The 21951-nt window shown below is 71.0% G+C and carries 27 protein-coding genes and 1 other RNA gene; 14 read left to right on the plus strand and 14 right to left on the minus strand.

The genetic code is table 11. The features are described 5' to 3' along the window. Entirely contained in the window at positions 1-1008 is a 1008-nt protein-coding gene (locus tag ABLE68_RS21995) for an aldo/keto reductase family protein (protein WP_348874305.1), read from the minus strand. A gap of 100 nt (positions 1009-1108) precedes the next feature. Between ABLE68_RS21995 and ABLE68_RS22000 the strand changes: the two genes are divergently transcribed. The 4 genes from ABLE68_RS22000 to rnpB all read left to right on the plus strand — a co-directional run bounded on the left by ABLE68_RS22000 (position 1109) and on the right by rnpB (position 2855). Continuing rightward, positions 1109-1576, plus strand: a complete 468-nt coding sequence (locus ABLE68_RS22000; RefSeq protein ID WP_348874307.1) for an SRPBCC domain-containing protein — start codon at positions 1109-1111, stop codon at positions 1574-1576. After that, the gene (locus ABLE68_RS22005; RefSeq protein WP_348874309.1) at positions 1573-1917 is read left to right on the plus strand and encodes an ArsR/SmtB family transcription factor; all 345 of its coding nucleotides are present in this window, start codon (positions 1573-1575) and stop codon (positions 1915-1917) included. Before ABLE68_RS22000 ends, ABLE68_RS22005 begins: the two co-directional genes overlap by 4 nt. A gap of 1 nt (position 1918) precedes the next feature. Then, on the plus strand, positions 1919-2362 hold the full coding sequence (locus ABLE68_RS22010) for an SRPBCC family protein (protein WP_348874311.1): 444 nt from the start codon (positions 1919-1921) through the stop codon (positions 2360-2362). Between the two features lie 106 nt (positions 2363-2468). Beyond that, positions 2469-2855, plus strand: an RNA gene (gene rnpB, locus ABLE68_RS22015) — RNase P RNA component class A. Between the two features lie 20 nt (positions 2856-2875). Here rnpB and ABLE68_RS22020 read toward each other — a convergent pair. Continuing rightward, the gene (locus tag ABLE68_RS22020) at positions 2876-3028 is read right to left on the minus strand and encodes a hypothetical protein (protein WP_348874312.1); all 153 of its coding nucleotides are present in this window, start codon (positions 3026-3028) and stop codon (positions 2876-2878) included. A gap of 145 nt (positions 3029-3173) precedes the next feature. Between ABLE68_RS22020 and ABLE68_RS22025 the strand changes: the two genes are divergently transcribed. Continuing rightward, the gene (locus tag ABLE68_RS22025) at positions 3174-4073 is read left to right on the plus strand and encodes an alpha/beta fold hydrolase (RefSeq protein ID WP_348874313.1); all 900 of its coding nucleotides are present in this window, start codon (positions 3174-3176) and stop codon (positions 4071-4073) included. Then, positions 4070-4516, plus strand: a complete 447-nt coding sequence (locus tag ABLE68_RS22030) for an NUDIX domain-containing protein (RefSeq protein WP_348874315.1) — start codon at positions 4070-4072, stop codon at positions 4514-4516. The genes ABLE68_RS22025 and ABLE68_RS22030 overlap by 4 nt, the downstream gene beginning before the upstream one ends. Here ABLE68_RS22030 and ABLE68_RS22035 read toward each other — a convergent pair. Beyond that, positions 4513-5970, minus strand: coding sequence for an RNB domain-containing ribonuclease (locus tag ABLE68_RS22035; protein WP_348874317.1), 1458 nt, complete (start codon positions 5968-5970; stop codon positions 4513-4515). The genes ABLE68_RS22030 and ABLE68_RS22035 overlap by 4 nt on opposite strands. A 17-nt stretch (positions 5971-5987) precedes the next feature. On the opposite strand from ABLE68_RS22035, the gene yaaA reads away from it, so the two are divergent. Beyond that, positions 5988-6758, plus strand: coding sequence for a peroxide stress protein YaaA (yaaA, locus tag ABLE68_RS22040; RefSeq protein WP_348874319.1), 771 nt, complete (start codon positions 5988-5990; stop codon positions 6756-6758). A 102-nt stretch (positions 6759-6860) separates the two neighbouring features. On the opposite strand, the gene ABLE68_RS22045 is transcribed toward yaaA, so the two are convergent. Genes ABLE68_RS22045 through ABLE68_RS22055 form a run of 3 tightly spaced genes read right to left on the minus strand, consistent with a single transcriptional unit; the run spans position 6861 to position 9888 of the window. Further along, complete coding sequence (locus ABLE68_RS22045; protein WP_348874320.1) at positions 6861-8012, minus strand: bifunctional RNase H/acid phosphatase; 1152 nt, start codon at positions 8010-8012, stop codon at positions 6861-6863. Next, complete coding sequence (locus ABLE68_RS22050) at positions 8012-8878, minus strand: zinc ribbon domain-containing protein (RefSeq protein WP_348874322.1); 867 nt, start codon at positions 8876-8878, stop codon at positions 8012-8014. Before ABLE68_RS22050 ends, ABLE68_RS22045 begins: the two co-directional genes overlap by 1 nt. Further along, positions 8770-9888 carry a Nif3-like dinuclear metal center hexameric protein gene (locus ABLE68_RS22055; RefSeq protein WP_348874324.1) on the minus strand — a complete coding sequence of 373 codons (1119 nt, stop codon included), beginning with the start codon at positions 9886-9888 and terminating at the stop codon, positions 8770-8772. Before ABLE68_RS22055 ends, ABLE68_RS22050 begins: the two co-directional genes overlap by 109 nt. A gap of 30 nt (positions 9889-9918) precedes the next feature. On the opposite strand from ABLE68_RS22055, the gene ABLE68_RS22060 reads away from it, so the two are divergent. Beyond that, positions 9919-10353 (plus strand): MOSC domain-containing protein, encoded by a 435-nt coding sequence (locus tag ABLE68_RS22060; protein WP_348874326.1) that lies wholly within the window; start codon positions 9919-9921, stop codon positions 10351-10353. Positions 10354-10368: 15 nt separating this feature from the next. Here ABLE68_RS22060 and ABLE68_RS22065 read toward each other — a convergent pair whose 3' ends face one another. From ABLE68_RS22065 to ABLE68_RS22075, 3 genes are read right to left on the minus strand one after another with little or no spacing between them, the layout of a single operon-like run. After that, entirely contained in the window at positions 10369-11004 is a 636-nt protein-coding gene (locus tag ABLE68_RS22065) for a fasciclin domain-containing protein (RefSeq protein WP_348874327.1), read from the minus strand. Between the two features lie 45 nt (positions 11005-11049). Continuing rightward, positions 11050-11763 carry an anti-sigma factor gene (locus tag ABLE68_RS22070; protein ID WP_348874328.1) on the minus strand — a complete coding sequence of 238 codons (714 nt, stop codon included), beginning with the start codon at positions 11761-11763 and terminating at the stop codon, positions 11050-11052. Then, positions 11760-12302 (minus strand): RNA polymerase sigma factor, encoded by a 543-nt coding sequence (locus ABLE68_RS22075; RefSeq protein ID WP_348874329.1) that lies wholly within the window; start codon positions 12300-12302, stop codon positions 11760-11762. Before ABLE68_RS22075 ends, ABLE68_RS22070 begins: the two co-directional genes overlap by 4 nt. 74 nt (positions 12303-12376) lie before the next feature. Here ABLE68_RS22075 and ABLE68_RS22080 point away from each other — a divergent pair, with 74 nt between their 5' ends. Beyond that, positions 12377-12682 (plus strand): antibiotic biosynthesis monooxygenase family protein, encoded by a 306-nt coding sequence (locus ABLE68_RS22080; RefSeq protein ID WP_348874331.1) that lies wholly within the window; start codon positions 12377-12379, stop codon positions 12680-12682. Positions 12683-12691: 9 nt separating this feature from the next. Here the strand turns inward: ABLE68_RS22080 and ABLE68_RS22085 are convergent, their stop codons facing one another. Continuing rightward, positions 12692-13384, minus strand: a complete 693-nt coding sequence (locus ABLE68_RS22085; protein WP_348874332.1) for a DUF6989 domain-containing protein — start codon at positions 13382-13384, stop codon at positions 12692-12694. 60 nt (positions 13385-13444) lie between these two features. On the opposite strand from ABLE68_RS22085, the gene ABLE68_RS22090 reads away from it, so the two are divergent. Continuing rightward, entirely contained in the window at positions 13445-13783 is a 339-nt protein-coding gene (locus ABLE68_RS22090) for a hypothetical protein (protein ID WP_348874334.1), read from the plus strand. 9 nt (positions 13784-13792) lie between these two features. Here the strand turns inward: ABLE68_RS22090 and ABLE68_RS22095 are convergent, their stop codons facing one another. After that, complete coding sequence (locus tag ABLE68_RS22095; protein WP_348874336.1) at positions 13793-15337, minus strand: AMP-binding protein; 1545 nt, start codon at positions 15335-15337, stop codon at positions 13793-13795. Positions 15338-15449: 112 nt separating this feature from the next. Here ABLE68_RS22095 and ABLE68_RS22100 point away from each other — a divergent pair, with 112 nt between their 5' ends. From ABLE68_RS22100 to ABLE68_RS22115, 4 genes are read left to right on the plus strand one after another with little or no spacing between them, the layout of a single operon-like run. Then, positions 15450-15806, plus strand: a complete 357-nt coding sequence (locus ABLE68_RS22100; protein ID WP_348874338.1) for a hypothetical protein — start codon at positions 15450-15452, stop codon at positions 15804-15806. Next, the gene (locus ABLE68_RS22105) at positions 15793-17184 is read left to right on the plus strand and encodes a sensor histidine kinase (RefSeq protein ID WP_348874339.1); all 1392 of its coding nucleotides are present in this window, start codon (positions 15793-15795) and stop codon (positions 17182-17184) included. The genes ABLE68_RS22100 and ABLE68_RS22105 overlap by 14 nt, the downstream gene beginning before the upstream one ends. Beyond that, on the plus strand, positions 17169-17837 hold the full coding sequence (locus ABLE68_RS22110; protein ID WP_348874340.1) for a response regulator transcription factor: 669 nt from the start codon (positions 17169-17171) through the stop codon (positions 17835-17837). Before ABLE68_RS22105 ends, ABLE68_RS22110 begins: the two co-directional genes overlap by 16 nt. A 30-nt stretch (positions 17838-17867) precedes the next feature. Next, complete coding sequence (locus tag ABLE68_RS22115) at positions 17868-18971, plus strand: MBL fold metallo-hydrolase (RefSeq protein WP_348874342.1); 1104 nt, start codon at positions 17868-17870, stop codon at positions 18969-18971. Positions 18972-19023: 52 nt separating this feature from the next. Here ABLE68_RS22115 and ABLE68_RS22120 read toward each other — a convergent pair whose 3' ends face one another. The 3 genes from ABLE68_RS22120 to larAH all read right to left on the minus strand — a co-directional run bounded on the left by ABLE68_RS22120 (position 19024) and on the right by larAH (position 21946). After that, complete coding sequence (locus ABLE68_RS22120) at positions 19024-19338, minus strand: hypothetical protein (protein WP_348874343.1); 315 nt, start codon at positions 19336-19338, stop codon at positions 19024-19026. 104 nt (positions 19339-19442) lie between these two features. Next, on the minus strand, positions 19443-20369 hold the full coding sequence (locus ABLE68_RS22125; RefSeq protein WP_348874345.1) for a lysophospholipid acyltransferase family protein: 927 nt from the start codon (positions 20367-20369) through the stop codon (positions 19443-19445). Next, positions 20366-21946, minus strand: a complete 1581-nt coding sequence (gene larAH, locus ABLE68_RS22130) for an NPN-dependent hydroxyacid isomerase, LarAH14/15/16 family (RefSeq protein WP_348874347.1) — start codon at positions 21944-21946, stop codon at positions 20366-20368. Before larAH ends, ABLE68_RS22125 begins: the two co-directional genes overlap by 4 nt. Between the last annotated feature and the right edge of the window lie 5 nt (positions 21947-21951).

A 21951-nucleotide genomic window follows, 5' to 3' on the forward strand; every position in this document is an offset into this window, starting at 1 on the left:
CTAGCCGAAGTCGCGGGTCTGCGGCGACTGCGTCTTCGCCGGGTCGCGCTCGACGACCGGGTCGACGACCTCGTCGATGGCCTTCAGGGTCGCCTCGTCGAGGACCACCCCGGACGCCTTGGCGTTGTCGGTGACCTGCTCGGGCCGGCTCGCGCCGATGATCGCCGAGGAGACGTTGTCGTTCTGGAGCACCCAGGCGACGGCGAGCTGGGCCATCGACAGGCCGGCCTCGTCGGCGATCGGCTTGAGCTGCTGGACCCGCTCGAGCACGTCGTCCTGGAGCCAGCGGCTGATCATCTTGTCGCCGCCCTTCTCGTCGGTCGCGCGGCTGCCCTGCGGCGGCGCCTGGCCGGGGAGGTACTTGCCGGTCAGCACGCCCTGCGCGATCGGCGACCAGACGACCTGGCCGATGCCGAGCTCCTCGGAGGTCGGGACGACCTCGGCCTCGATGACCCGCCAGAGCATGGAGTACTGCGGCTGGTTCGACACCAGCGGGATCTTCAGCTCGCGGGCCAGCTCATGGGCTGCGCGGATCTCCTCCGCGCGCCACTCCGAGACGCCGATGTAGAGCGCCTTGCCCTGGCGTACGACGTCCGCGAACGCCTCCATCGTCTCCTCGAGCGGCGTCTCGTGGTCGTAGCGGTGAGCCTGGTAGAGGTCGACGTAGTCGGTCTGCAGGCGCTTCAGGCTGCCGTTGATCGACTCGTGGATGTGCTTGCGCGACAGGCCGTGGTCGTTGTGCTTGCCAGGCCCGGTCGGCCAGTAGACTTTGGTGAAGATCTCGAGACCCTCGCGGCGCTCCCCCGCGAGCGCCTTGCCGAGCACGGTCTCGGCCGCGGTGTTCGCGTAGACGTCGGCGGTGTCGAAGGTCGTGATGCCCTCCTCGAGTGCCTGCCGGACGCACGCCGTGGCGGCGTCCTCCTCGACCTGGGACCCGTGGGTCAGCCAGTTGCCGTAGGAGATCTCCGAGATCTTGAGCCCGCTGCCACCGAGGTTGCGTGTCTTCATGTCGGCGAGCCTAGCGACGCACCCATACGCAACCAACGGTTGCGCATTCGGCAGGACCGTCGTACGGTTGTGCAACCAAAGGTTGCGAAAGGGAGTCGAGATGGAACAGACCATGGAGCTGGGCACGATCGAGCGCGACATCCAGGTGGATGCCTCCCCCGAGGTGGTCTTCGAGGTCGTGAGCCGACCCGAGCACATCCAGGAGTGGTGGCCCGACGAGGCCGACCTGGACCCGGTCCCCGGCGCGCCCGGCGAGGTGCGGTGGCGCAACGCGGAGTCCGGTGACGTGAAGACCGCGGAGCTCACGGTGGTCGACGTCGACCCGCCGCGGCGCTTCTCCTTCCGCTGGTGCTTCGCCGAGCCCGACCGCAGCGGTTCGTCCCTGCTGGTCACCTTCGACCTGGAGCCGGTCGACGGCGGCACCCGGATCCGGATGACCGAGACCGGCTTCCGCGAGATGGGCTGGGAGGCCGCCGTGCTCGAGGAGTGGTACGCCGACCACGCCCGCGGCTGGGACATCTTCATCCCGCGGCTCGGGACCTACGCCGAGCGGGTCGCTGCCTCATGAGCACCGTGGTCGACGACGACCTGTGGTCGGCGATCGGCGACCCGACCCGCCGCACCATGATCGACCTGCTCCTCACCGACGGTGCAGGCACGGCCACCTCGCTCAGCGAGCGACTGCCGGTCACCCGGCAGGCCGTGGCGAAGCACCTCGCCGTGCTCGACCGCGCCGGCCTCGTGCACGCCGCCCAGGCCGGCCGCGAGCGGCACTTCCAGGTCGACGAGGCGCAGCTCGCCCGCGCCGTCGCCCAGCTCTCCGCGGTCGGCTCCACGTGGGACGCCCGACTGCGCCGCATCAAGAAGATCGCCGAGGCGATCGAACAAGCCACGAAGGAAGGAACCTGAGATGCCCGACATCCTGCACCGCGTGGGCGTGGTCGCCCCGCTCGACGAGGTCTACCGCGCCGTCGCCACCCCCGAGGGCGGAGCCGCCTGGTGGACCGAGGACACCACCGGCACGAGCGAGGTGGGCGCGCAGCTCGCCTACCGCTTCGGCGAGGCCGGCGGCTTCGACATGGAGATCACCGAGCTCGACCCGACCGGCCGGATCCGGTGGCGGGTCGCCGACGGGCCCGAGGAGTGGATCGGCACCGAGGTCGACTGGCGCCTCGAGCAGCGCGGGGACTACACGATCGTGCTCTTCGCCCACCGCGGCTGGGCCGAGGAGGTCGAGTTCATGCACCACTGCAGCACCCGCTGGGCGACCTACCTCCTCAGCCTCAAGTCGCTCCTCGAGACCGGCAAGGGTCAGCCCTTCCCGCACGACCTGCCGATCAGCGACTGGACCTAACTGCCGTGGCGGCGGTGAGCAGGCAACCGTTTTCACCGATGAAGACAGGTGAAACGGTTGCTGGCTCACCGCTGACCCGCAGTCGGCCCTATCCTGGGTCCGCGGATGGGCTGGCCGGGCGACCGCGTCGCCGTCTTCGGACGGCGCCGAGGAAGGTCCGGGCTCCACAGAGCGAGGTGGTGGGTAACACCCACCCGGGGTGACCCGCGGGACAGTGCCACAGAGAACAGACCGCCACTGCCGGCAACGGGAGCGGTAAGGGTGAAACGGTGGAGTAAGAGACCACCAGCGGCCGGGGTGACCCGGTCGGATCGGCAAACCCCACCTGGAGCAAGATCAAGAAGGCTCGTGCTTGCACGGGTCGCGCGCACGTTCGAGGGCTGCTCGCCCGAGTGCGCGGGTAGATCGCTGGAGGGTGTCGGCAACGGCACCCGTAGATGGATGGTCGCCACGCTTCGGCGTACAGAACCCGGCCTACAGGCCAGCCCGTCCGCACCGACCTGACGATCGCGGTCAGTTCGTGGCGTAGGTGAACCACGTGATGAACATGAACAGGCCGATGATCGCGGCGACCCCGAGGACCGCGCCCAGGACCGCGATGAACGAGTCCAACCGGTCGTTGTAGGTCCGTGTCTCGGTGTCGTACGCCGGGTGCTGACTGGCCATGTCGAGGCCCTCCGTTCTGCGGGCGCGGCAACCCGCTGCCTCCTTCCTACTCCTGCTCGCCGAAGGTCGCCAGCCCCAGGACTCCGACATGCTCCGCGCGTGGAACACCGTCCCCAGCGAGCCCCGATCGGTGGAGACTGCCTCCATGAGCCCGAGCATCCGCCACGTCGAGCTGCCGACCCACCGCGCCGAGCTGCTCGAGTGGGGGCCTGCTGACGGCCCACTCGCCCTGCTGCTGCACGGCTTCCCCGACAGCGCCTGGACGTGGCGACACCTCGGACCGGTGCTCGCCGAGCACGGCTACCACGCTGTCGCACCGTTCACGCGCGGCTACGCGCCCTCGGGCGTCCCGAGCGACACGACGTACACCGTCGGTTCGCTGATGGCGGACGCCGTCGCACTGCACGGCGAGCTCGGCGGCGATGCGGGCGCCGTGCTGATCGGTCACGACTGGGGCGCGATCACCGCCAACGCGTTGGCGGCCCACCCCGACTCGCCGTTCGGGCGCGTCGTCTCGCTCGCTGTCCCTCCCCTGTCGACGATGAACCCCACCCGCGACACCGTGGTCCCGTGGCTCGGCGCGGTCGTCCGGCAGCCGGTGAAGAGCTGGTACATCTTCCTCAACCAGCTGCCCGGCATCTCCGAGCAGCGGCTCGACCGGCTGGTCCCCTACCTGTGGCGCACCTGGTCGCCGGGGTACGACGCGAGCGAGGACGTCGAGCACGCGCTGGCCGCCGCGCCCGACGAGGCGCACGCCCGGGCGATCGTGTCCTACTACCGCGCCTTCCTCCGGCCCGGGCCGCGGGCCGTCGCCTACAAGCACTGGCAGCGCACGATGATGGACCCGCCCCAGGTGCCGCTGCTCTACCTCCACGGCGCCCAGGACGGTTGCCTCGAGCCACGGTTCTTCCCGTTGGTCACCGAGCACCTCCCGGAGGGAGCCAGCGCGACGCTGGTGCCCGGCGCCGGCCACTTCCTGCACGTCGAGGACCCGGCGACGGTCAACGGACTGGTCGTGGACTTCCTGGGACACTCCTCCCCATGAGCTGGGCACGGTGCGACCTCGGGCACGTCCACTGGGGACCCCGGGGCGCGGCCGGGCTGCTGGTGGCCGAGGGCGGTCGCCTGCTGCTCCAGCTGCGGGCGACCTGGGCGCACCAGGGCGGCACCTGGTCCGTACCGGGTGGTGCACGCGAGCGCGGCGAGACCGGCGTCGAGGCAGCGCTTCGCGAGGCCGGCGAGGAGCTGGGCCTGGCTCCCGACGCCGTCGACGTCCGCGGCTCGTCGATGGCGGACTGCGGCGGGTGGACCTACGAGACCGTGCTCGCTGTGCCGTACGGCGTGCTCGAGCTGCGCGACCGCGCCGAGAGCGACGGCCACGAGTGGTTCGCGAGCGCCGACGTCAGCGCCCTGCCCCTGCATCCCGCCTTCCGCAAGGCGTGGGACGCGGCGGAGTCACCGCTGCGTGAGTTCGTCGCGACCAGCTAGCGGGACCCGTCGAGCGCGAGCTCGACCTTGCGCGACGCCACGTCAGCTGTCGTGAGCCGGACGCGTACGTCGGTCCCGAGCGGCAGGTCCGCGTCGCCCACGACCCGCGCCTCCACGTCCGGGTCGTGGAGCACCACGACCCCGCGGTGGGGATCCTTGTCGTCGATGTCGACGACCACCCCGTCGAACTCCTCGCCGACCCGGTCACGCAGGACTCCGGACTCCACCAGGTCGAGCACTGCCCGCTCGTAGGCGTGGGCACGGGACGCCGAGGCCCGCAGGGTCTTGGGCAGCGTCGGCAGGGCGGCGAGCACCCAGGGAGGCACGTCGGTCCCGGCACAGAGCGCGAGACAGACCTCGCCGGCGTACCGGTCCCCCAGCCGCCGCAGCGGAGCGGTCACGTGGGCGTACTCCGACGCCAGCGCGGCGTGCTGCGGCTGCTCCGGGACCTCGCCGTCGAACGCGACGTACCCGCTCCCGCGCAGCAGGCGCGCGCAGGCGTTGACCATCGCGGCGTGGTCGGGCCGCGCCGGGTCGAGCGACCGGATGAAGTCCGGGTAGAGCTGCTCCGCCGGCCAGTCGATGTGGAGGGCTCGAGCCGTGCGGTGCAGTCGCTGCACGTCGCGCGGGTCCGGCGGCGGCAGCGTGCGCAGCAGACCGACCGCCGCGTAGACCATGAGTGACGCGGCCGCGAACCCGGTGAGCAGGGAGATCTGGGCGTTCCAGCGCTCGACGGGGAGCTGCTCGCGGAACTCGAGACGCCACTGGTCGCCGAGGATGTCCACCTCCTGCTCGGGCAGCGGCAGCGACACCCCGCCGCGCAGGGCCTCCCGCCCGATCCGGATCTCGCCGAGCTCCTTCAGCACCTGGAGCGACTCCGAGGCGGTGCCGGCGTCGATGTCGCGCTGGACCTCCTCGTAGGACAGCTTGGCCGTCGAGCGGACCAGCGCCCGCTCGACGTGGACGTCGGTCCGCTCGCCGTGGGCGTCCATCCGGATCGTCCACAGCAGCGCCGGCCGGACCTGGCCCGGCAGCAGGGAGGCGGCGTCCTCGCTGAGCACCTTCGGGTGCAGCGGGACCTTCGAGTCGGCGCCGTACAGCGTCTCGCCGCGCTTGTTGGCCTCGACGTCGACCGGGTCACCCGGCGCCACGAACGCAGCCACGTCGGCGATCGCGTAGCGCACGACGTAACCACCACCGTCGCGCTCGAGGTACATCGCCTGGTCGAGGTCGAGCGCCGACGGCGGGTCGATGGTGACGAACGGGAGGTCGGTGCGGTCGAGCTCCGGGAGCCGGGGCGCTGCCGCTGCGGCGCGCGCCGCCTCCTCGACCTCGGGCGGGAAGTCCGGCGTGACACCGAGCTCGGCTTGGATGTCGACGATGCCCGAGCGCAGCGCGGCTGCGGCCACGCCGTCCTCGACCGTGCGGACCCGGACGACGCGACTGCTCGGCATACCGGCACCATAACGTCGTGCTCATCCTCCTGCCGCCCTCCGAGGGCAAGGCCGCGCCGCGTCGTGGCAAGCCGCTCGACCTGGCGACCCTCGACTTCCCGACGCTGACGCCTGCGCGCGAGCGGGTGCTGGACGCGCTCGTCGAGCTCTGCAGCGGCGATCCGGAGTCCGCGGCGAAGGTCCTCGGCGTGGGCAGCACCCAGCTCGACCTCGTCGAGCTCAACCGCACGCTCCGCACCGCGCCGACCGCGCGTGCCGACCAGGTCTACGCCGGGGTCCTGTACGACGCCCTCGACGTCGCCACGCTCTCGCCGGCCGCCAAGCGCCGCTCGACGGCGCGGCTGGCGGTCACCTCCAGCCTCTTCGGACTGGTCCGGCCGTCCGACCGGATCCCGGCGTACCGCCTCTCCGGCGACGCCACCCTCCCCGGCCTCGGCTCGGTCGCCGGGGTCTGGCGCGAGTGCCTCGGTCGGGCAGCGGAGGACGCGCTGGGTGGTGGGCTGCTGGTCGACCTGCGCAGCGGGATGTACGGCGCCTTCTGGCGGCCCGACGGGGTGCGTGCAGCAACCGTCCGCGTGCTCCACGAGCACCAGGGGCAGCGCAAGGTGGTCAGCCACTTCAACAAGGCGACCAAGGGCCGGATCGTGCGCGCGCTGCTGGAGAGCGGTGCCGCACCGCGCACCCCGGCCAAGCTGGCGGACGCCCTGCGCGACCTCGGCTGGACCGTCGAGGTCGGCGAGCCGACCGCCAAGGGCACCCAGCTCGACGTGGTCGTCAGCGAGCTCTGACTGGTGGCTCCGCGGGTTGTTCACACGTTCGTACGTGGATCGCGTACACGTGTACGTGATCTACGTACGAACGAGTGAACAACGGAAAACCGGTCCTCGCGCTCACCACCTGGTGGCGGCGGACGAGAACGCGTCGCTCCCCGGAGGCAGCGCGTTGTAGAGCCGCATCGACGGACGATCGCCGTACCAGCTCAGCACGGTGACCGACGCGGGCGAGAGCTCCATCCGGAAGACCGCCTCGAGCGGCGCGTCGACGGCCGCCGCGACCAGGACCTTGATCGGGGTCACGTGGCTGACGACCACGACGGTCTTGCCGGCGTGGGACTCGAGGAGCCGGTCGAGCCCGGCCAGGACGCGCTCCTGCACGACCCGGAAGGACTCTCCGCCCGGCGGCGCGACCTCGGTCGAGCCGAGCCACTTCTTCAACTCGTCGGGGTGCTTCTCCCCCACCTCACCGAAGGTCATCCCGTCCCAGTTGCCGAACTCCATCTCGGCGAAGCCGGGCTCGACCTCGACCGCGTGACCCAGCGCCTCGGCGAGGATCTCGGCCGACTCGAGGGTGCGGCGTACGGGCGAGGCGACGACGGCGTCGACCCGATCGGCGATCGGCGACAGCCACTCGGCGGCGGCGCGGATCTGGGCCCGACCCTCGTCACTGAGGCCGGGGTTGGAGCTGGCCAGCCCGCCGGAGAAGCGCTTCTCGAGCGTGTGCGGGGTGACGCCGTGACGCACCAGCACGACCGTCGTCGGCGCGCTGTCCGGCGACCAACCCCGGGTCTGGCTCTGCATCGAGGGCTTCGTCGAGGGCTCCTCCACCTCTTCGACCAGCGACTCCCCCGCGATGGTGACTCCGTCGCGGAAGCCGTCGAGCGCCTCGTTGGCGAGGCGGTCGGCGTGCGAGTTCTGCTCCCGCGGGATCCAGGTGTACGTCGTACCGGCCGGCGCCAGCTCCGCCGCCTCGGCCGCCAGCGGCAACATGCTCGGGTGCTTGATCTTCCAGCGACCCGACATCTGCTCGACGACGAGCTTGGAGTCCATCCGGACCTCGACCTCCGCGCCGGGCGCGAGCTCGGCGGCCATCCGCAGCCCGGCGATCAGCCCGGAGTACTCCGCGACGTTGTTGGTCGCGACCCCGATCGTGGTGCCGTCCTCCGCGATGACCGCGCCGGTCTCCGCGTCCTTGAGGACCGCGCCGTACGCCGCCGGACCCGGGTTGCCCCGCGACCCGCCGTCCGCCTCGATGAGGACCCGCATCAGACGCCAGACTCAGCCGTCCGGACGAGGATCCGGGTGCACTCCTCACAACGGATGACCTCGTCCTCCGACAGGGTGCGGATCCGGGCGATCTCGGACGGGTCCAGGGTGAGCTGGCAGCCGCTGCACCGACGCTGGAGCAGCGCGGCGGCTCCGACGCCGTTCTTCGAGGCACGGAGCTTCTCGTAGAGAGCCAGGAGGTCGTCGGGCACCTCGGCGGCGATGGGACCCCGTCGCTCGACCAGGTCGGCCAGCTCGGCCTCGACCCCGGCGCCCGCGGAGTCGCGGGACGAGCCGAGCGTCGCCAGCTGCTCGTCGATGTTGGCGATCTGGAGCTCGAGCTGGTCGAGGTCGCGCTGCGCGTCCTCGAGCCGGCCCATCACCTCGAGCTCGTCGTCCTCGAGCGAGCTGATCCGGCGCTCCAGGGAGACCATCTCGTGCTGCATCCGCTCGAGGTCCTTGGGGTTGGTGATCAGCCCCTGGTCCATGCGGTCCTGGTCGCGCTTGCGGCGGGTCTTGACCTGCTCGACGTCGAGGTCGACCTTGCGCTGCTCGACGTTGAGGTCGTCGACGACGATCCGCAGGTCACGGGCCTGGTTGTCGAGCTCGGTGCGGCTGGTCTCGAGCTCGGTGATCCGGGCGAGCTCGGGCAGGTGTGCCCGTTGGTGGCGCAGCTGGTCGGCACGCGCATCGAGCTCCTGGAGGTCGAGGAGCTTGAGCTGGGCGGCGGGATCGGCTTTCAGGGGGTGCTCCTCGATCAGGTGCGGAACTGCCAGGGGTCGGTCCGGATGGTGCTCACCCGGGTCTCCACCGTATCGTCCAGCGCCGCACGCAGCCGCGCCTCCACCACCGGGAGCCAGGTCCACTCTGCCGCCCAGTGCGCCACGTCGACCAGCGCCGGCCCGCCCCGCTCGACGAACTCGCCCGCCGGGTGGTGCCGCAGGTCGCTGGTGACGTAGACGTCGGCGTCGGTCGACGCGATCGTGTCGAGCAGGAAGTCGCCCGCTCCCCCGCACAGTGCGACCCGCTCGACCGACCGGTCCGGGTCACCAGCGACCCGTACGCCGCCGGCCGTCTGCGGGAGCGCGGACGCGACCGTCTCGGCGAAGCCGCGCAGGGTCGTGGGAGCAACAGTGCCGATCCGGCCGGTTCCGGTGCCGGCCACCCGCGGGTCGGCCAGCTCGACCACGTCGTACGCCGGGGTCTCGTAGGGGTGGGCACCCAGCATCGCGGCGACGACCGCGGCCCGGAGCCGACGCGGGAGCACGACCTCGATCCGCGACTCGTCGACGACCTCGGCGGCGCCGACGGTCCCGATGGTCGGGTTCGCTCCCTCGAGGGGACGGAACCGGCCCTCGCCCGGGGTGGAGAACGACGCCTGGTCGTAGTCGCCGATCCGGCCCGCGCCGGCGTCGGCGAGGACGCCCCGGAGCCGCTCGGCATCCGGCGCCGGGACGAAGACGGTCAGCTTGTCCATGGCCGGCTGCGGCGCAGGGCGGATCGGCGCCAGGTCGGTCAGGCCGAGCGCCAGGGCCATCGCCTCCGAGACCCCGCCGACGGCCTGGTCGGCGTTCGTGTGCGCGGTGAGCAGCGCGCAGTCGGCCCCGGCGAGCGTGGCGAGGGTGCGGCCCTTGGGCGTCGTCGCGGCGAAGCCGTGCACCGGCTTGAGGAAGAGCGGGTGGTGGACCACCAGCAGGTCGGCGCCCCACTCCGCCGCCTCACGAGCGACCTCGACGGTCGGGTCGACCGCGAACATCACCTTGTCGACCCGGGCGCCCGGGTGCCCGAGGACCAGCCCGACCGCGTCCCACGAGTCCGCGGTGTCGGGCGGGTACCACCCGTGCAGCAGGGCGACGACGTCGTGGAGGTCCGGCATGGCTGGAGGCTATCGGGGAGGATGGGCGCCGTGGAGGGGACGGTCGTCACGGCGCTGCACGTCGCCCCGACCAAGCACGCCCCGATGGAGGTCCGCGACGAGCTGGTCGTCGAGGAGGGAGCCGGCATCGTCGGCGACCGGTTCCACGGCACCCGCCACCGGCACGTCACCGTGCAGTCGGCCGACGACCTGGCGGAGGCCGCCGTACGACGGGGCGCCCCGGTGCCCCCGGAGGCGACCCGTCGCAACATCACGATCGACGGACCCGTGCCCCGCGAGCCGGGTGCCCGGCTCCAGGTCGGCGACGTCCTGCTCGAGGTCGTCCGGGTGGCCGCGCCGTGCCGGATCATGGAGACCAGCATCGGGCCGGGCGGCCAGGAGGCGCTGCGTCACCGCGGCGGATCGGTCTTCCGGGCCCTGAGCTCGGGCAGGATCCGCCGCGGTGACGCCGTACGACCTGCGTGAGGCCCTGCGCGAGACTCAGATGTCGAGCGGGCGCAGCACGTGGTTGATGCCGTGACCGACCTGCTTGTTGCCCTTGTTCACGTCGAAGGCGACGATCCGCGGGTTGGTGGCGTCGGGGTCGGCGTCCTTCAGCGTCACCTTCTTGCCGTTCACCTTGACGGTGATCGTGCCGCCCTGAGCGGTGGTGAGCTTGGCACCGTTGGCCTTCAGCGCCTGCTTCTTGGTGATCGTCGAGCCCGCCACGACGTGGTAGAGGAGCACGGACTCGATGGTGTCGATGTCGGCCGCCCCGGCCAGCGTGGTGAACGTCGACTTCTCGGTCTTCGGCGCCTTCCCGGTGAGGGACTTCACCAGCGAGCGGAACGCCGCATCGGTGGGCAGGAACGCCGTCACCGGCTTCTTGCCCTGGGTCAGGATCGTGACCGCGCTCTTCGGCTTCTCCTTCAGCACGGCCGCCACGGCGGCGTCGACGATGTCGAAGTCGCCCCAGTTCTTGTCGAACCGGTGACCGTCCGCGGCCAAGACCTTCGCGAGGCTCTTGTTGCCCAGCTTCGGCGCCTGCGCGGCGTCGGCAGGCGCGGCCAGCCCGGACAAGGCGAGGGCGCCGGCGACAGCTGCGGTGGCGGTGGTCGTGATGATGCGGTTCTTCATGATCTTCCTTTCAGAGGGGACATGCGGGTGAGATCAGGTGGAACGTCAGGAGGTGGACGCAGAGGCGGACGCGGAGGCGCCCGCATAGCTGCCGCGGAGGACCGACGTGACCGAGTGACCGGGGTCGCCGTCGTCGTCCTCGAGGCTCACGTCGATCGCGCTGTAGGAGTCGAGCAGCGCGTCGTCGAGATCGAACGAGGCGGTGCCACTCGGTCCGATCTGGCCCAGCGGCAGCATCTTGTTGGTCTCGGGATCGAGCAGCCAGGCGTAGTAGAAGTGCCCCCGTCCCGCGCCGGGCAGGTCGGGAGCGTCGACGGTCATCTCGGTCCGTCGCCCGCCCTCCTCGACCATCCGCACCACGCCGGTTGCCTGACCCTCCACCGCGTCGAGCGGGACCGAGGCATAGGCCGTCCGGGCCGGCGCCCCCTCGTCGGGCGACCCGCCGAGGAGCGACGTCGCGGCGGCACCGAGCCCGACCCCGACCACCACGGCAGCGGCGGCGGCCAGCAGAGCGACCGCTCGCGGATGGGTCCGGCGCACGGTCATCCTGGGGAGAGGCGGTACGACGGGCAGCGGATCCGCCGTACCGCCCGGTCCCCGGGTGGTGCGCACCGCGCGCGACAGCAGCGCATTGCCCACGGCGAGCTCGGCGAGCTCGGCACGGCACTCGGCGCAGTCGGCGAGGTGTGCTCCCGCCGCCGTCGCCTCCAGGTTGGTCAGCTCTCCCCGAAGGAGGGCGAACAGGTCGGGATGGTTCATCGCGATCCCCCTTCGTCGTCGGTGTCGAGCAGCGTCGCCAACCGCTTGGTCCCGCGAGCTGCACGGGCCTTGACCGTGCCCAGCGGGACGTCGAGCCGAGCGGCGATCTCGCGCTGGGTCAGGTCCTGGTAGTAGGCGAGGTCGAGCACCTGTCGCTCGTGCTCGGGCAGCTGGTCGAGTGCCGCACGCACCTCGGCGGCGTCGGCATAGCGCTCGGCGGTCTCTCGGCCGTCCTCGCCGACGAGCGCCCGGGCTGCCTCCACGTCGACCACCGGGTGGCGTCGACCGCGCAGCGAGTCCACGGCCCGCCGGTGCGCGATGGTGAACAGCCAGCTCGCGAACCGCTGGTTCGGGTCGTAGCGCTCCGCGTGGCGCCACGCGTCCAAGAAGGTCCGCTGGAGCACGTCCTCGGCCTCATCGGGGCCGACGTACCGCCGCAGGTAGGCGAGGAGGCTGGGAGCGTACGTCTCGTACGCGGCCTCGAGTGCCGACTCGTCGCGCCCGGCCAGACGCACTCCGAGCAGTGCCCCGCTCTCCATGCTGGTACTTCGTGGGAACCGTCGCCGCCGGTTGCCGGTCGGCCGAAAAAACTTCGCCGACCTAGGCTGGCCGCATGCCCGTCGTGAAGATCAACGCCATCTCCGTCCCGCCCGAGGCGCACGAAGAGCTCGAGAAGCGCTTCGCCCACCGCGCCCACACCGTCGACGGCTCCCCCGGTTTCCTCGGCTTCCAGCTGCTGCGCCCGGTCAAGGGCGAGGACCGCTACTTCGTGGTGACGCAGTGGCAGGACGAGGAGTCCTTCGCCGCCTGGCGCGACGGCGGTGCCGCCGCGGCCCACGCCGGGCAGCGCGCCAACCCGGTGGCGACCGGCGCCGACCTCCTCGAGTTCGAGGTCGTCCTGGACGTGCGCGCCAAGTAGCGAGCCCGATCAGGCCGTGAGGCGCCAGCCCGCGACGTCGATCACGAAGTGCGTGAGCACGAGCGCGCCGAGGTAGAAGGTCGACACCGCCAGCGCTGCACCGATCCGGGCCGGCAGCGAGCTGGTGCGGACCAGGGCGAACGCGGTGGCCGCAGCCCACCCGAGCGCCGCTTCCGCCGGGACGACGTAGACCGCCACGCCCAGCAGGCGATGGGTGTCGCCGGTGGGCTCCCACAGGCCCAGGGTCGGAGCGAGGAGCTCGGAGCCGAGGAAGATCACGCCCGCCAGCAGGGCCGCCATCGCCGGCCGGCCGCCGCTCAGCGCGATCGCGGCGAACAACGGCGCGACCCACATCGCGGCCATCGCCAGAGGGATCACGTCGTCGACGCGCGGCCCCCCGGTGTCGGGGAACCGCAGCGTGCCCACCAGGTCGGCGAGCACCCAGTCCGGCAGCACCTGGAAGACCGAGACCAGCGCGACGAAGCCGGCCAGCGCGAGCAGGTCGGCGCGCCCCGTCGCGCGGCACACCCAGAGCAGCGCGACGACGTACGCCGCGACGACCAGGAAGATGCCCCAGCCCTGGGCAGGTGCGTCGAGTGCCAGCGCGACCGCGCCACCCACGAACAGCCCGACGTGGACGCCGATGACCGGCGCGAGCCCCTCGCGGGACGTGAGGTCGGTCGTGGGAAGGGTCGCAGTCACGGTGCCAAGGTAGGGGACGGAGCGACCCTCCACGTGCGGATCGGGTCGTAGGGTTGCCGCATGCCTGACGAGTCGGTCCACCCCATCGCCTACACCGCGCTGCAGCCCGGCACCCCGGTGCAGACGAGCGACGGCCACGACTTCGCCACGGTCGAGTCCGTGCTGGTCGACGAGGTGGTGTCGGTGTTCGACGGCATCGTCGTGCAGACGGCCGACGGCACCCGCTTCGTCGACGCCCCGCAGGTGGACTCGATCTACACGACGTACGTCCGCACCACGCTCTCCGCCGAGCAGGCGGCGCAGCTCCCGCCGCCGGACCGGTCGACCCTGGTCCAGATCAAGCCGTCGAAGTCCCTGACCGACCGGATCGGCCGGATGTTCGGTCGCAAGAAGTTCTAGCCGTCGCCGTCAGTTGACCTGTCGGTCGCGGCCTTCCCAGTACGGCGCGCGCAGCTTGAACTTCTGCAGCTTGCCGGTCGCGGTGCGGGCCAGCTCCTCGCGGAACTCGATCGACGTCGGGGCCTTGTAGCCAGCGGCCTTCTCCTTGCACCAGGCGATCAGCTCGGCCTCCGTGGCGTCCTTGCCGCCCTCGAGCACGACGAGCGCCTTGATCGTCTCGCCCCACTTCTCGCTGGGCACGCCGATCACGGCGACCTCCGCGACGGCGGGGTGGGAGAAGAGCACGTCCTCGACCTCGATGCTGCTGACGTTCTCGCCACCGGTGATGATCACGTCCTTCTTGCGGTCGCTGATCGTGAGGTAGCCGTCGTCGCCGATCGTGCCGCCGTCACCGGTGTGGAACCAGCCGCCGCGCAGCGCGGTCGCGCTCTCCTCCGGCTGCTCCCAGTAGCCCTCGAGCACGACGTTGGACCGGGCGAGCACCTCCCCCTCGCTCTCCTCCTCGTCGGAGATCGCGAGGCGTACGCCGAGGGCGGGCGCTCCCGCCCGGGTCAGCCTGGTCGCCTTCTCCAGCGGATCGAGGTCGTCCCACTCGGCCCGGCTGCGGTTGATGGTCAGCAGCGGCGAGGTCTCGGTCAGCCCGTAGATCTGGATGAACTCCCAGCCCAGCTCCTCCTCGACCCGGGCGACGGTCTTCGTCGGCGGCGGCGCGCCGGCCATGATGATCCGGACCTTGTCACGGCCGGGGATCTCGCCCTCCCAGGACTGCGCGGCCTCGAGCACCGCGGCGGCCACCGCGGGAGCCGCACACATCACCGTGACCCCGTAGTCGCGCACCCGGCGCAGGATCTCCGCGCCGTCGATCTTGCGGATCACGACCTGCTTCACACCGAGACCGGTCATCGCGAACGGCATCCCCCAGCCGTTGGCGTGGAACATCGGCAGCGTGTGCAGGTAGACGTCGCGGTCGCTGACCGTCGTGTGCATCGCGAAGGTGACGGCGTTGACCCAGATGTTGCGGTGGGTGATCTGGACGCCCTTGGGACGCGCGGTCGTGCCCGACGTGTAGTTGATGCACGCCGTCGCGTTCTCGTCCGGCTGCCACGGCTGCGGCTCGACGCCCTCAGGGGCGTACAGGTCGTCGTCGCGGCCGAGGACGAGCTTTAGCTCCGCCTCGACGCCGGCGAGCGAATCCTCGAGCTCCGGGTCGACGAGCAGCACCCGGGCACCGGAGTGCTCGACGATGTACTGCACCTCGTCCGGACGCAGCCGGAAGTTCACCGGCACCAGGACCCGGCCGTAGCCACTCACCCCGAAGAAGGCCGTCAGCAGACGGGCGCTGTTGTGGCTCACGATCGCGACCCGGTCGCCCACACCGATCCCGAGCTCGTCGAGCTTGGCGGCCTGGCGCTTGGCCAGCGCGCCGATCTCGGCGTACGTCAGCTCACCGAGCGACGGCGCCGGTTGGTCGGGCTCGTCGACGACACCGACCCGCTCGCCGTAGACCTGGACGGCACGGTCGATGAAGTCCGAGACACTGAACGGAACGATCATGCGGAGACCTCCTGTGCTGTGACGCCAGCCACCCTAGTGCGGTCACCCACGATGAGAGTGCTCTCATCGACCTCTCACGAACGCTCCACGATCAGGCAGGATCGTGGGCCTGATGAAGACGATGTGGAAGGTCCTGCTCGGGCTGGCCCTGGTGGTCCCGTTGACGGCGTACGTCGTGGGCTCGCTCGCCGCGTCCGCGGCCGACGACCCCGCACCGCGGCAGACCATCGAGATCCGCGAGCCGTCCCGCACCCCGAGCCCGACGCACACGCCGTCGACCAGCCCCTCGACCAGCCCGTCGACCAGCCCGACTCCCGAGGTCGAGGTGATCACCCCGTCGTACGACGACCTCGGCGACGACCACGGCGGCGACCGGCACGGTGGCGACCGGCACGGCGGCGACGACAGCAGCGGGCACGGCAGTAGCCACGGCAGCAGCGGCCACGGCGGTGGTCGTGGCGAGGACTAGCCCGTCGGTCCGCGTCCGGATCACGGCGACCGTCGCCCTGCTCGTGCTCGTCGGCCTCGTGGTGGCCGGCGCCGTCGTCTACTCGATCGAGTCGCACCGGCTGGACGACCAGATCGCCGCGCAGTCCGACCAGGAGTTCGCCGAGCTGGCGACGCTCCAGGACCAGACGACCTTCGCGAGCCCGAAGGCGATGGTCCGGCGGTTCATGGAGACGCACGTCCCGGCCGACGACGAGCTCCTGATCGGCTGGTGGGACGACGGCGTCCGCGCCCAGTCACCGAAGTGGGACGCGATCTCGGGCAGCACCTGGCTCGCCGACACCGTCCGCCCCCTGATCGCCGACAACGGGACCACCCGGGTCGACTCGGAGTTCGGCGAGCTCGAGATCGGCGTGCAGGGGGTCCGGCAGGGCGACACCACCGGGGCGCTGGTGGTGGTCACGTTCCTCGACCGGGCCAGGGAGGGGCTGCACGAGACGATGCGCACCTACGCGATCGCGGCGGCCCTGGTCCTCCTGCTCGTGACCGCGATGGCCGCGTGGGTGTCCGGGCGGCTGCTGTCGCCGCTGCGCTCCCTGCGCGAGACGGCAGAGGACATCTCCGAGACGGATCTCTCCCGACGACTCCCGGTGACCGGCAACGACGACATCACCGCGCTCACCCACACCTTCAACGGGATGCTCGAACGGCTCGAGGCGGCGTTCGTCGGACAGCGCCAGTTCCTCGACGACGCCGGCCACGAGCTCAAGACCCCCCTCACGGTGCTCCGCGGCCACCTCGAGCTGCTCGACACCGGCAGCCCGGCCGAGATCGCCGAGACCCGCGAGCTGCTCCTCGACGAGACCGACCGGATGTCGCGCCTCGTGAGCGACATGCTGGTCCTGGCGAAGAGCGACCGGCCCGACTTCCTGACCCCACGGCCGGTCGACCTCCAGCAGCTCACCACCGACCTGGTCGCCAAGGCGCGGGGGCTCGGTGACCGGGAGTGGCTCCTGGACGGGACCGCCGACCTGAAGATCCAGGCCGACGAGCAGCGGCTGACCCAGGCCGTGCTCCAGCTCGCCGACAACGCGGTCAAGCACACCCACGTCGGAGGCACGGTCGCGATCGGCTCGTCGTACGACGGCGCGGTGGTCCGTCTCTGGGTGCGCGACACGGGTCCGGGAGTGCCTCTCGAGGATCGTGCGGCGATCTTTGAACGTTTCGGCCGCAGCGCCGTACCTCCTGGTGACGAGGGCTTCGGTCTCGGCCTCTCGATCGTGGCGGCCATCGTGCGAGCGCACGACGGCGGCGTGGCGGTCGAGGACGCCGATCCGGGCGCACGCTTCGTCATCAGCCTGCCGCAGAGACCACAGGAGGAACCGTGGCCCGCATCCTGATCGTGGAGGACGAGCAGCGGATCGCGTCGTTCGTGGCCAAGGGCCTGCGGGCCGACGGCCACCTCACGACGATCGTCGGCAACGGGTACGACGCCCTCGACGAAGCACGCTCGGGTGGCCACGACCTGGTGATCCTCGACATCGGACTGCCCGGCATCGACGGCTTCGAGGTGCTCAGCCGGCTGCGGGGCGAAGGCTCGACGGTGCCGGTGATCGTGCTGACGGCCCGTGACTCGGTCGGCGACACCGTCTCCGCCCTGGAGGGCGGTGCCGACGACTACATGCCGAAGCCGTTCCGCTTCGCCGAGCTGCTCGCCCGGGTGCGGCTGCGGCTGCGCCAGGGGCAGGGCGACGCCTCATCGCGCGAGGAGGTGCTCGAGTCGGGTGGCGTGCGCCTCGACGTACGCACCCGGCGGGCGGCGGTCGGCGAGAAGCACGTGGACCTCTCCGCGCGCGAGTTCGCCCTGGCCGAGACCTTCATGACGAACGCCGGCCAGGTGCTGTCGCGGGAGCAGCTGCTCGACCACGTGTGGGGCATGGACTTCGACCCGGGCTCCAACGTCGTCGACGTCTACGTCGGCTACCTGCGCCGCAAGTTCGGCGCGGAGTCGATCGTCACCGTGCGTGGGATGGGTTATCGCTTCGCCCGCTGAGCGGCCGACTGCCGGTATACCGTCCGCGTCATGGACTTTCCCTGGGGCACGACCGACGTGGTGGACCTGCCCGGCGTCGGGGTCGGCATCGACACCCTCACCGACCTCTCCGAGGTGGCCGGCGGTCCGGGTCTCCGGCTGAAGAAGGTCCGGGCCGAGGGCGAGGCGTTCCGCCGCGAGCTCCCGACGTCGGGGACGCCGGACAGCATCGTGACCTGCGACCTGGTCACGCTCCCCTACCCGACCCGGTTCGGCCTCTACCGCGCCTCGCGCGCCATCGCGCCGTTCCTGGCGATCACCAACCGGATGCTGGTGATCAGGTGGACCGACTCCGACGGGCGGGGACGAGTCCTGCTGTTCGAGCCGAGCGACTACGAGCTCGGCCGCTACACGCCGTACTTCGACGACCTGGGCCAGAAGATCCCCGGCGCCGTCCAGCGGCAGGTCGTAACCGAGCACGGCACCGTCCTCGACCACCTGGGCCGGCTCGGGATCCGTCCCGAGGACGTCGACTACCTGGTGTTCGACCACCTGCACACGCAGGACCTGCGGAGATGGGTCGGCACCACCACCCACCAGGACGACCTCGACGGCCGGCCGACCGCGGCCTTCCCGAACGCCAAGGTGATCGTCCAGCGCGACGAGCTCGCCGCGATGGCCGAGCTGCACCCGCTGCAGAAGCCGTGGTACCAGCCTGCCACCTATCGCAGCGTGCCCGCCGAGGCGTTCCTACCGATCGAGGGGTCGGTGCTGCTCGGCCCCGGCGTCGCGGTCGTGAAGACCCCGGGCCACGTCTTCGGCAACCAGAGCCTCGTCGTCAACACCGACACCGGCATCTGGGTCAGCAGCGAGAACGTGATCGCCGCCGAGGCGCTGACCCCCGAGCACTCGAAGCTGCCCGGCCTGGCCAAGTGGAGCCACCAGTGGCAGCAGGAGATCATCCTGAACGCCAACAGCATCGAGTCGACCGCGGACCAGTACAACTCGATCATCCTCGAGAAGACCCTCGCCGACCCCAGTCTGGCGGACCCGAGGTTCCTGCAGTTCTTCCCCTCCAGCGAGCTCACGGCCGCCTGGACCAACCCTGGCACCCGACCGACCTTCACGCACGGCCACCTCACCCACGGCGTCTGACCCAGCCCGCCGTCCAGAAGAGATCCGTGGCCGTGCGTCGATCACGGTCGGGTCAGCGGTCGCCACCGTGGTCGTCGTTGGCGTCGTGGTTCGGGCCGTCGTCGTGGCCGCGCCCGTGGTGGCGGCCGTGGTCGTCGTTGGCGTCGTGGTTCGCACCGTCGTCGTGACCGCGCCCGTGGTGGCGACCGTGGTCGTCGTTGGCGTCGTGGCTCGCACCGTCGTCGTCGCCACCGTGCCGGTGGCTGACGTTGCCCGGCGTGGCGTCGTCGGCGCCGTGGTCGGCCAGGGCAGGGGCCTGCCAGCCGATCAGGGCCGCGGCGGCCACCCCGGCCACCCCGAGAGATGCGGTCTTCATCAGCGTGTTCATGGTGTCTCCTCGTTGTTGGTGGTGACTACGAGGACGACTCTGCCGACGTGCGGTGAGGTGGCCGTGAGGTGCGGATGAGACCCCTCTCATGCGTTCCGGCCGGGTCAACGCCTCCAAGCAGCCAGGCGGCGAGCGGGGGCGTCGGGCTCGGGCGACTCGGTCTGCTCCCAGACGCGTCGCCACGCGGCGACCGGCGGGCCGGTGGGATCGGGCGTGGTGCCGTCGGCGCTGCGCCGCTTGGCCTCCCACCAGGTCGACCGGTCCTCGTCGAGCAGGGCCGCGACGGAGTCCTTGACCCGGGCCGCGAAGTCGCGCACCGACTCGTCGTCTCCGGCGGAGATCGGCTCGCCGAAGCGGATCGTCAGCTGCCGGCGCCCGCGCGCGGGCCAGCCCTGGCCGCGCGGCATCGCAGCGAAGGTGCCCCGGTGGGCGACCGGCACGACCGGGACGCCGTGCTCCTTGGCGAGGAAGGCCGCGCCCATCCGGAACTTGCCCATCCAGCCGTCGGTCGAGCGGGTGCCCTCGGGGAAGATCACCAGGCTCCAGCCGTCGGCGAGCACCTCCCCGGGTGTCGCGGCCATGGTGCCGCCGCGGCGGTCGATCGGGAACGTGTTGAAGAAGAGCGACGAACCGACGGCCCGCCACCAGGTGTCGAAGAAGTAGTCGGCCGCGGCCGCCACCGCCGTACGCCGCCGCCACTCGTCGGGGAGCGACAGCAGGATCAGCGGCGTGTCGAGGTGCGAGGCGTGGTTGGCCACGAAGATGACCGGACCCTCGGTGCGCGCCAGGACGTCGAGGCCCTCGACCCGGGTGCGGCTCACGGAGCGGAACAGCGGCTGGAGACCGGCCTTCTGCGCCACCTCACGGGCGGCCATCGCGGGCTTGCGACGCGACCAGTCGCTCGGGAACACCGTCGACTTCGCTGCCGGGACGTACTCCTCCGCCGAGCGCGGCACCTGGGCGCGCCGACCCCACCGCCAACCCCGCGAGACGAGGCGTACGTCGTCGACCGACTCCTTGAGGAAGCTCATCGCACGTGGGCCAGCAGGTGCGGCGGGTTGTGGAGGTAGGTGATCGACGGGCTCGTGCCGACCGTGCCCGACGCCATCTCGAGCGCGTCGGCCAGGGTCGAGGCGGCCCGGAAGCCGAGCCGGGCAGCGACCTTGCGGTCGGCGCCGACCCAGATGACCTCGTCGACGTGGTCCATCGCGTGCGCCGCCCAGTACCACATGTAGAAGGGGTGGACGCCGTGGTAGGCGTGCGAGGTCCGGTAGAGGTGGCGGTACCACGGGTCCTCGGCGAACTGCTGCTCGTACTTCTCCCCCACCACTGCCGGGTCCGTCGACTCCGCGAGGACCTCCTCGTAGAAGTCGACGTACGACGGGTGGTGCAGCTGGTTGAAGCCCTCGTTGAGCGGGTGGTAGAGGATCACCGCGCCGCCCTTCCGGACGACGGGCTGACCGATGTAGGAGTTGAAGTAGTAGCCCAGGCCCATGCAGGTCGCGAGGATCGGGTTGAGCGACGAGTTCACGTTGTAGGGCCCGACGTACGGGATGCCCATCACGAGCACGTCCGACTGGCCCTGCACCTCGACGAGGTGCTGCTGGTGCACTTTCTCGAGCGTCTTTGTGTGCACCGCCTCGACCTCGCCGGCGTTGACGCCGGTCAGGCCGTAGACCGAGCGCAGGTCGTGGAACATCTTGTGCTTGAGCTTGGGCGGCGCGATCGACAGTCCCCGACGCATCCCGAGCATCGTGGCCTGGTCCTTGATCGACCACTCCCACTCACGCTTCTGCAGGAAGTCGTAGGGCTTCGGGAAGATGTCGTTGTTGAGCGTCGTCTCGATCTGGAAGACCTTGACCGTGTCCTTGATGACCCGGCCGATCCGCCAGGCGGAGTGGTGCATCGCGGAGTGCTTGTGGTCCATGAAGGAGCGCGACTGCACCATCGTCTTGGCGTTGTGGTGGTGGCGCAGCGACTTGTACGACGCCAGCCCGATGCCCACCGACTTGTGGCCGCCGTCCATGGCGACGAGGTTGACGTTGACGTAGACGAGCAGGTCGGACTCCGCGGCCCGCTTGCTGATCTCGATGTCCTCGCCCTTCTCGGTCGTGCCGAGGTGGGAGAGGTTGTCGCGGTCCTCCGCGTCGAAGTTGTAGAGCTTGCCCTGCGGGTAGAACGAACGGAAGACGCGCTCGCCCACGATGTGCTTGAGCTCCGCCTCCGTCATCCGGCGGTGCAGCGCGTTGGCCGCGATCAGCTCGACGTCGTCGACGCCGGCGTCGGCAGCCATCGTCAGGACGTGCTCGATGATCCGGCCGCGGATGTCCGGCGGACGCATGGTCGGCAGCGGCAGCGAGATGTCGTCGAAGGCGATCGTCAGCTTCATGCCCGCGAACAGCAGCTCCGGGAGCGGATCCATGTCGTGCGGGTGCAGCAATGCGTCACGGATCGCCTGGTCGACGTCCGGCACCGCCGGGAGCGACTCCGGCGGGTAGACGACGCGGGTGCCGAGCGGGAAGCTCTCCAGCCGGAAGCCGAGGCCCTCGTGGACGATCAGTGGTGGGGTGCGGTCGTCGACATCGAGGACGAAACCGGGGCGACTCATCGTGT

Origin of the sequence: Nocardioides pollutisoli (genome assembly GCF_040045055.1) — a bacterium.
Lineage (GTDB): Bacteria > Actinomycetota > Actinomycetes > Propionibacteriales > Nocardioidaceae > Nocardioides > Nocardioides tweenelious.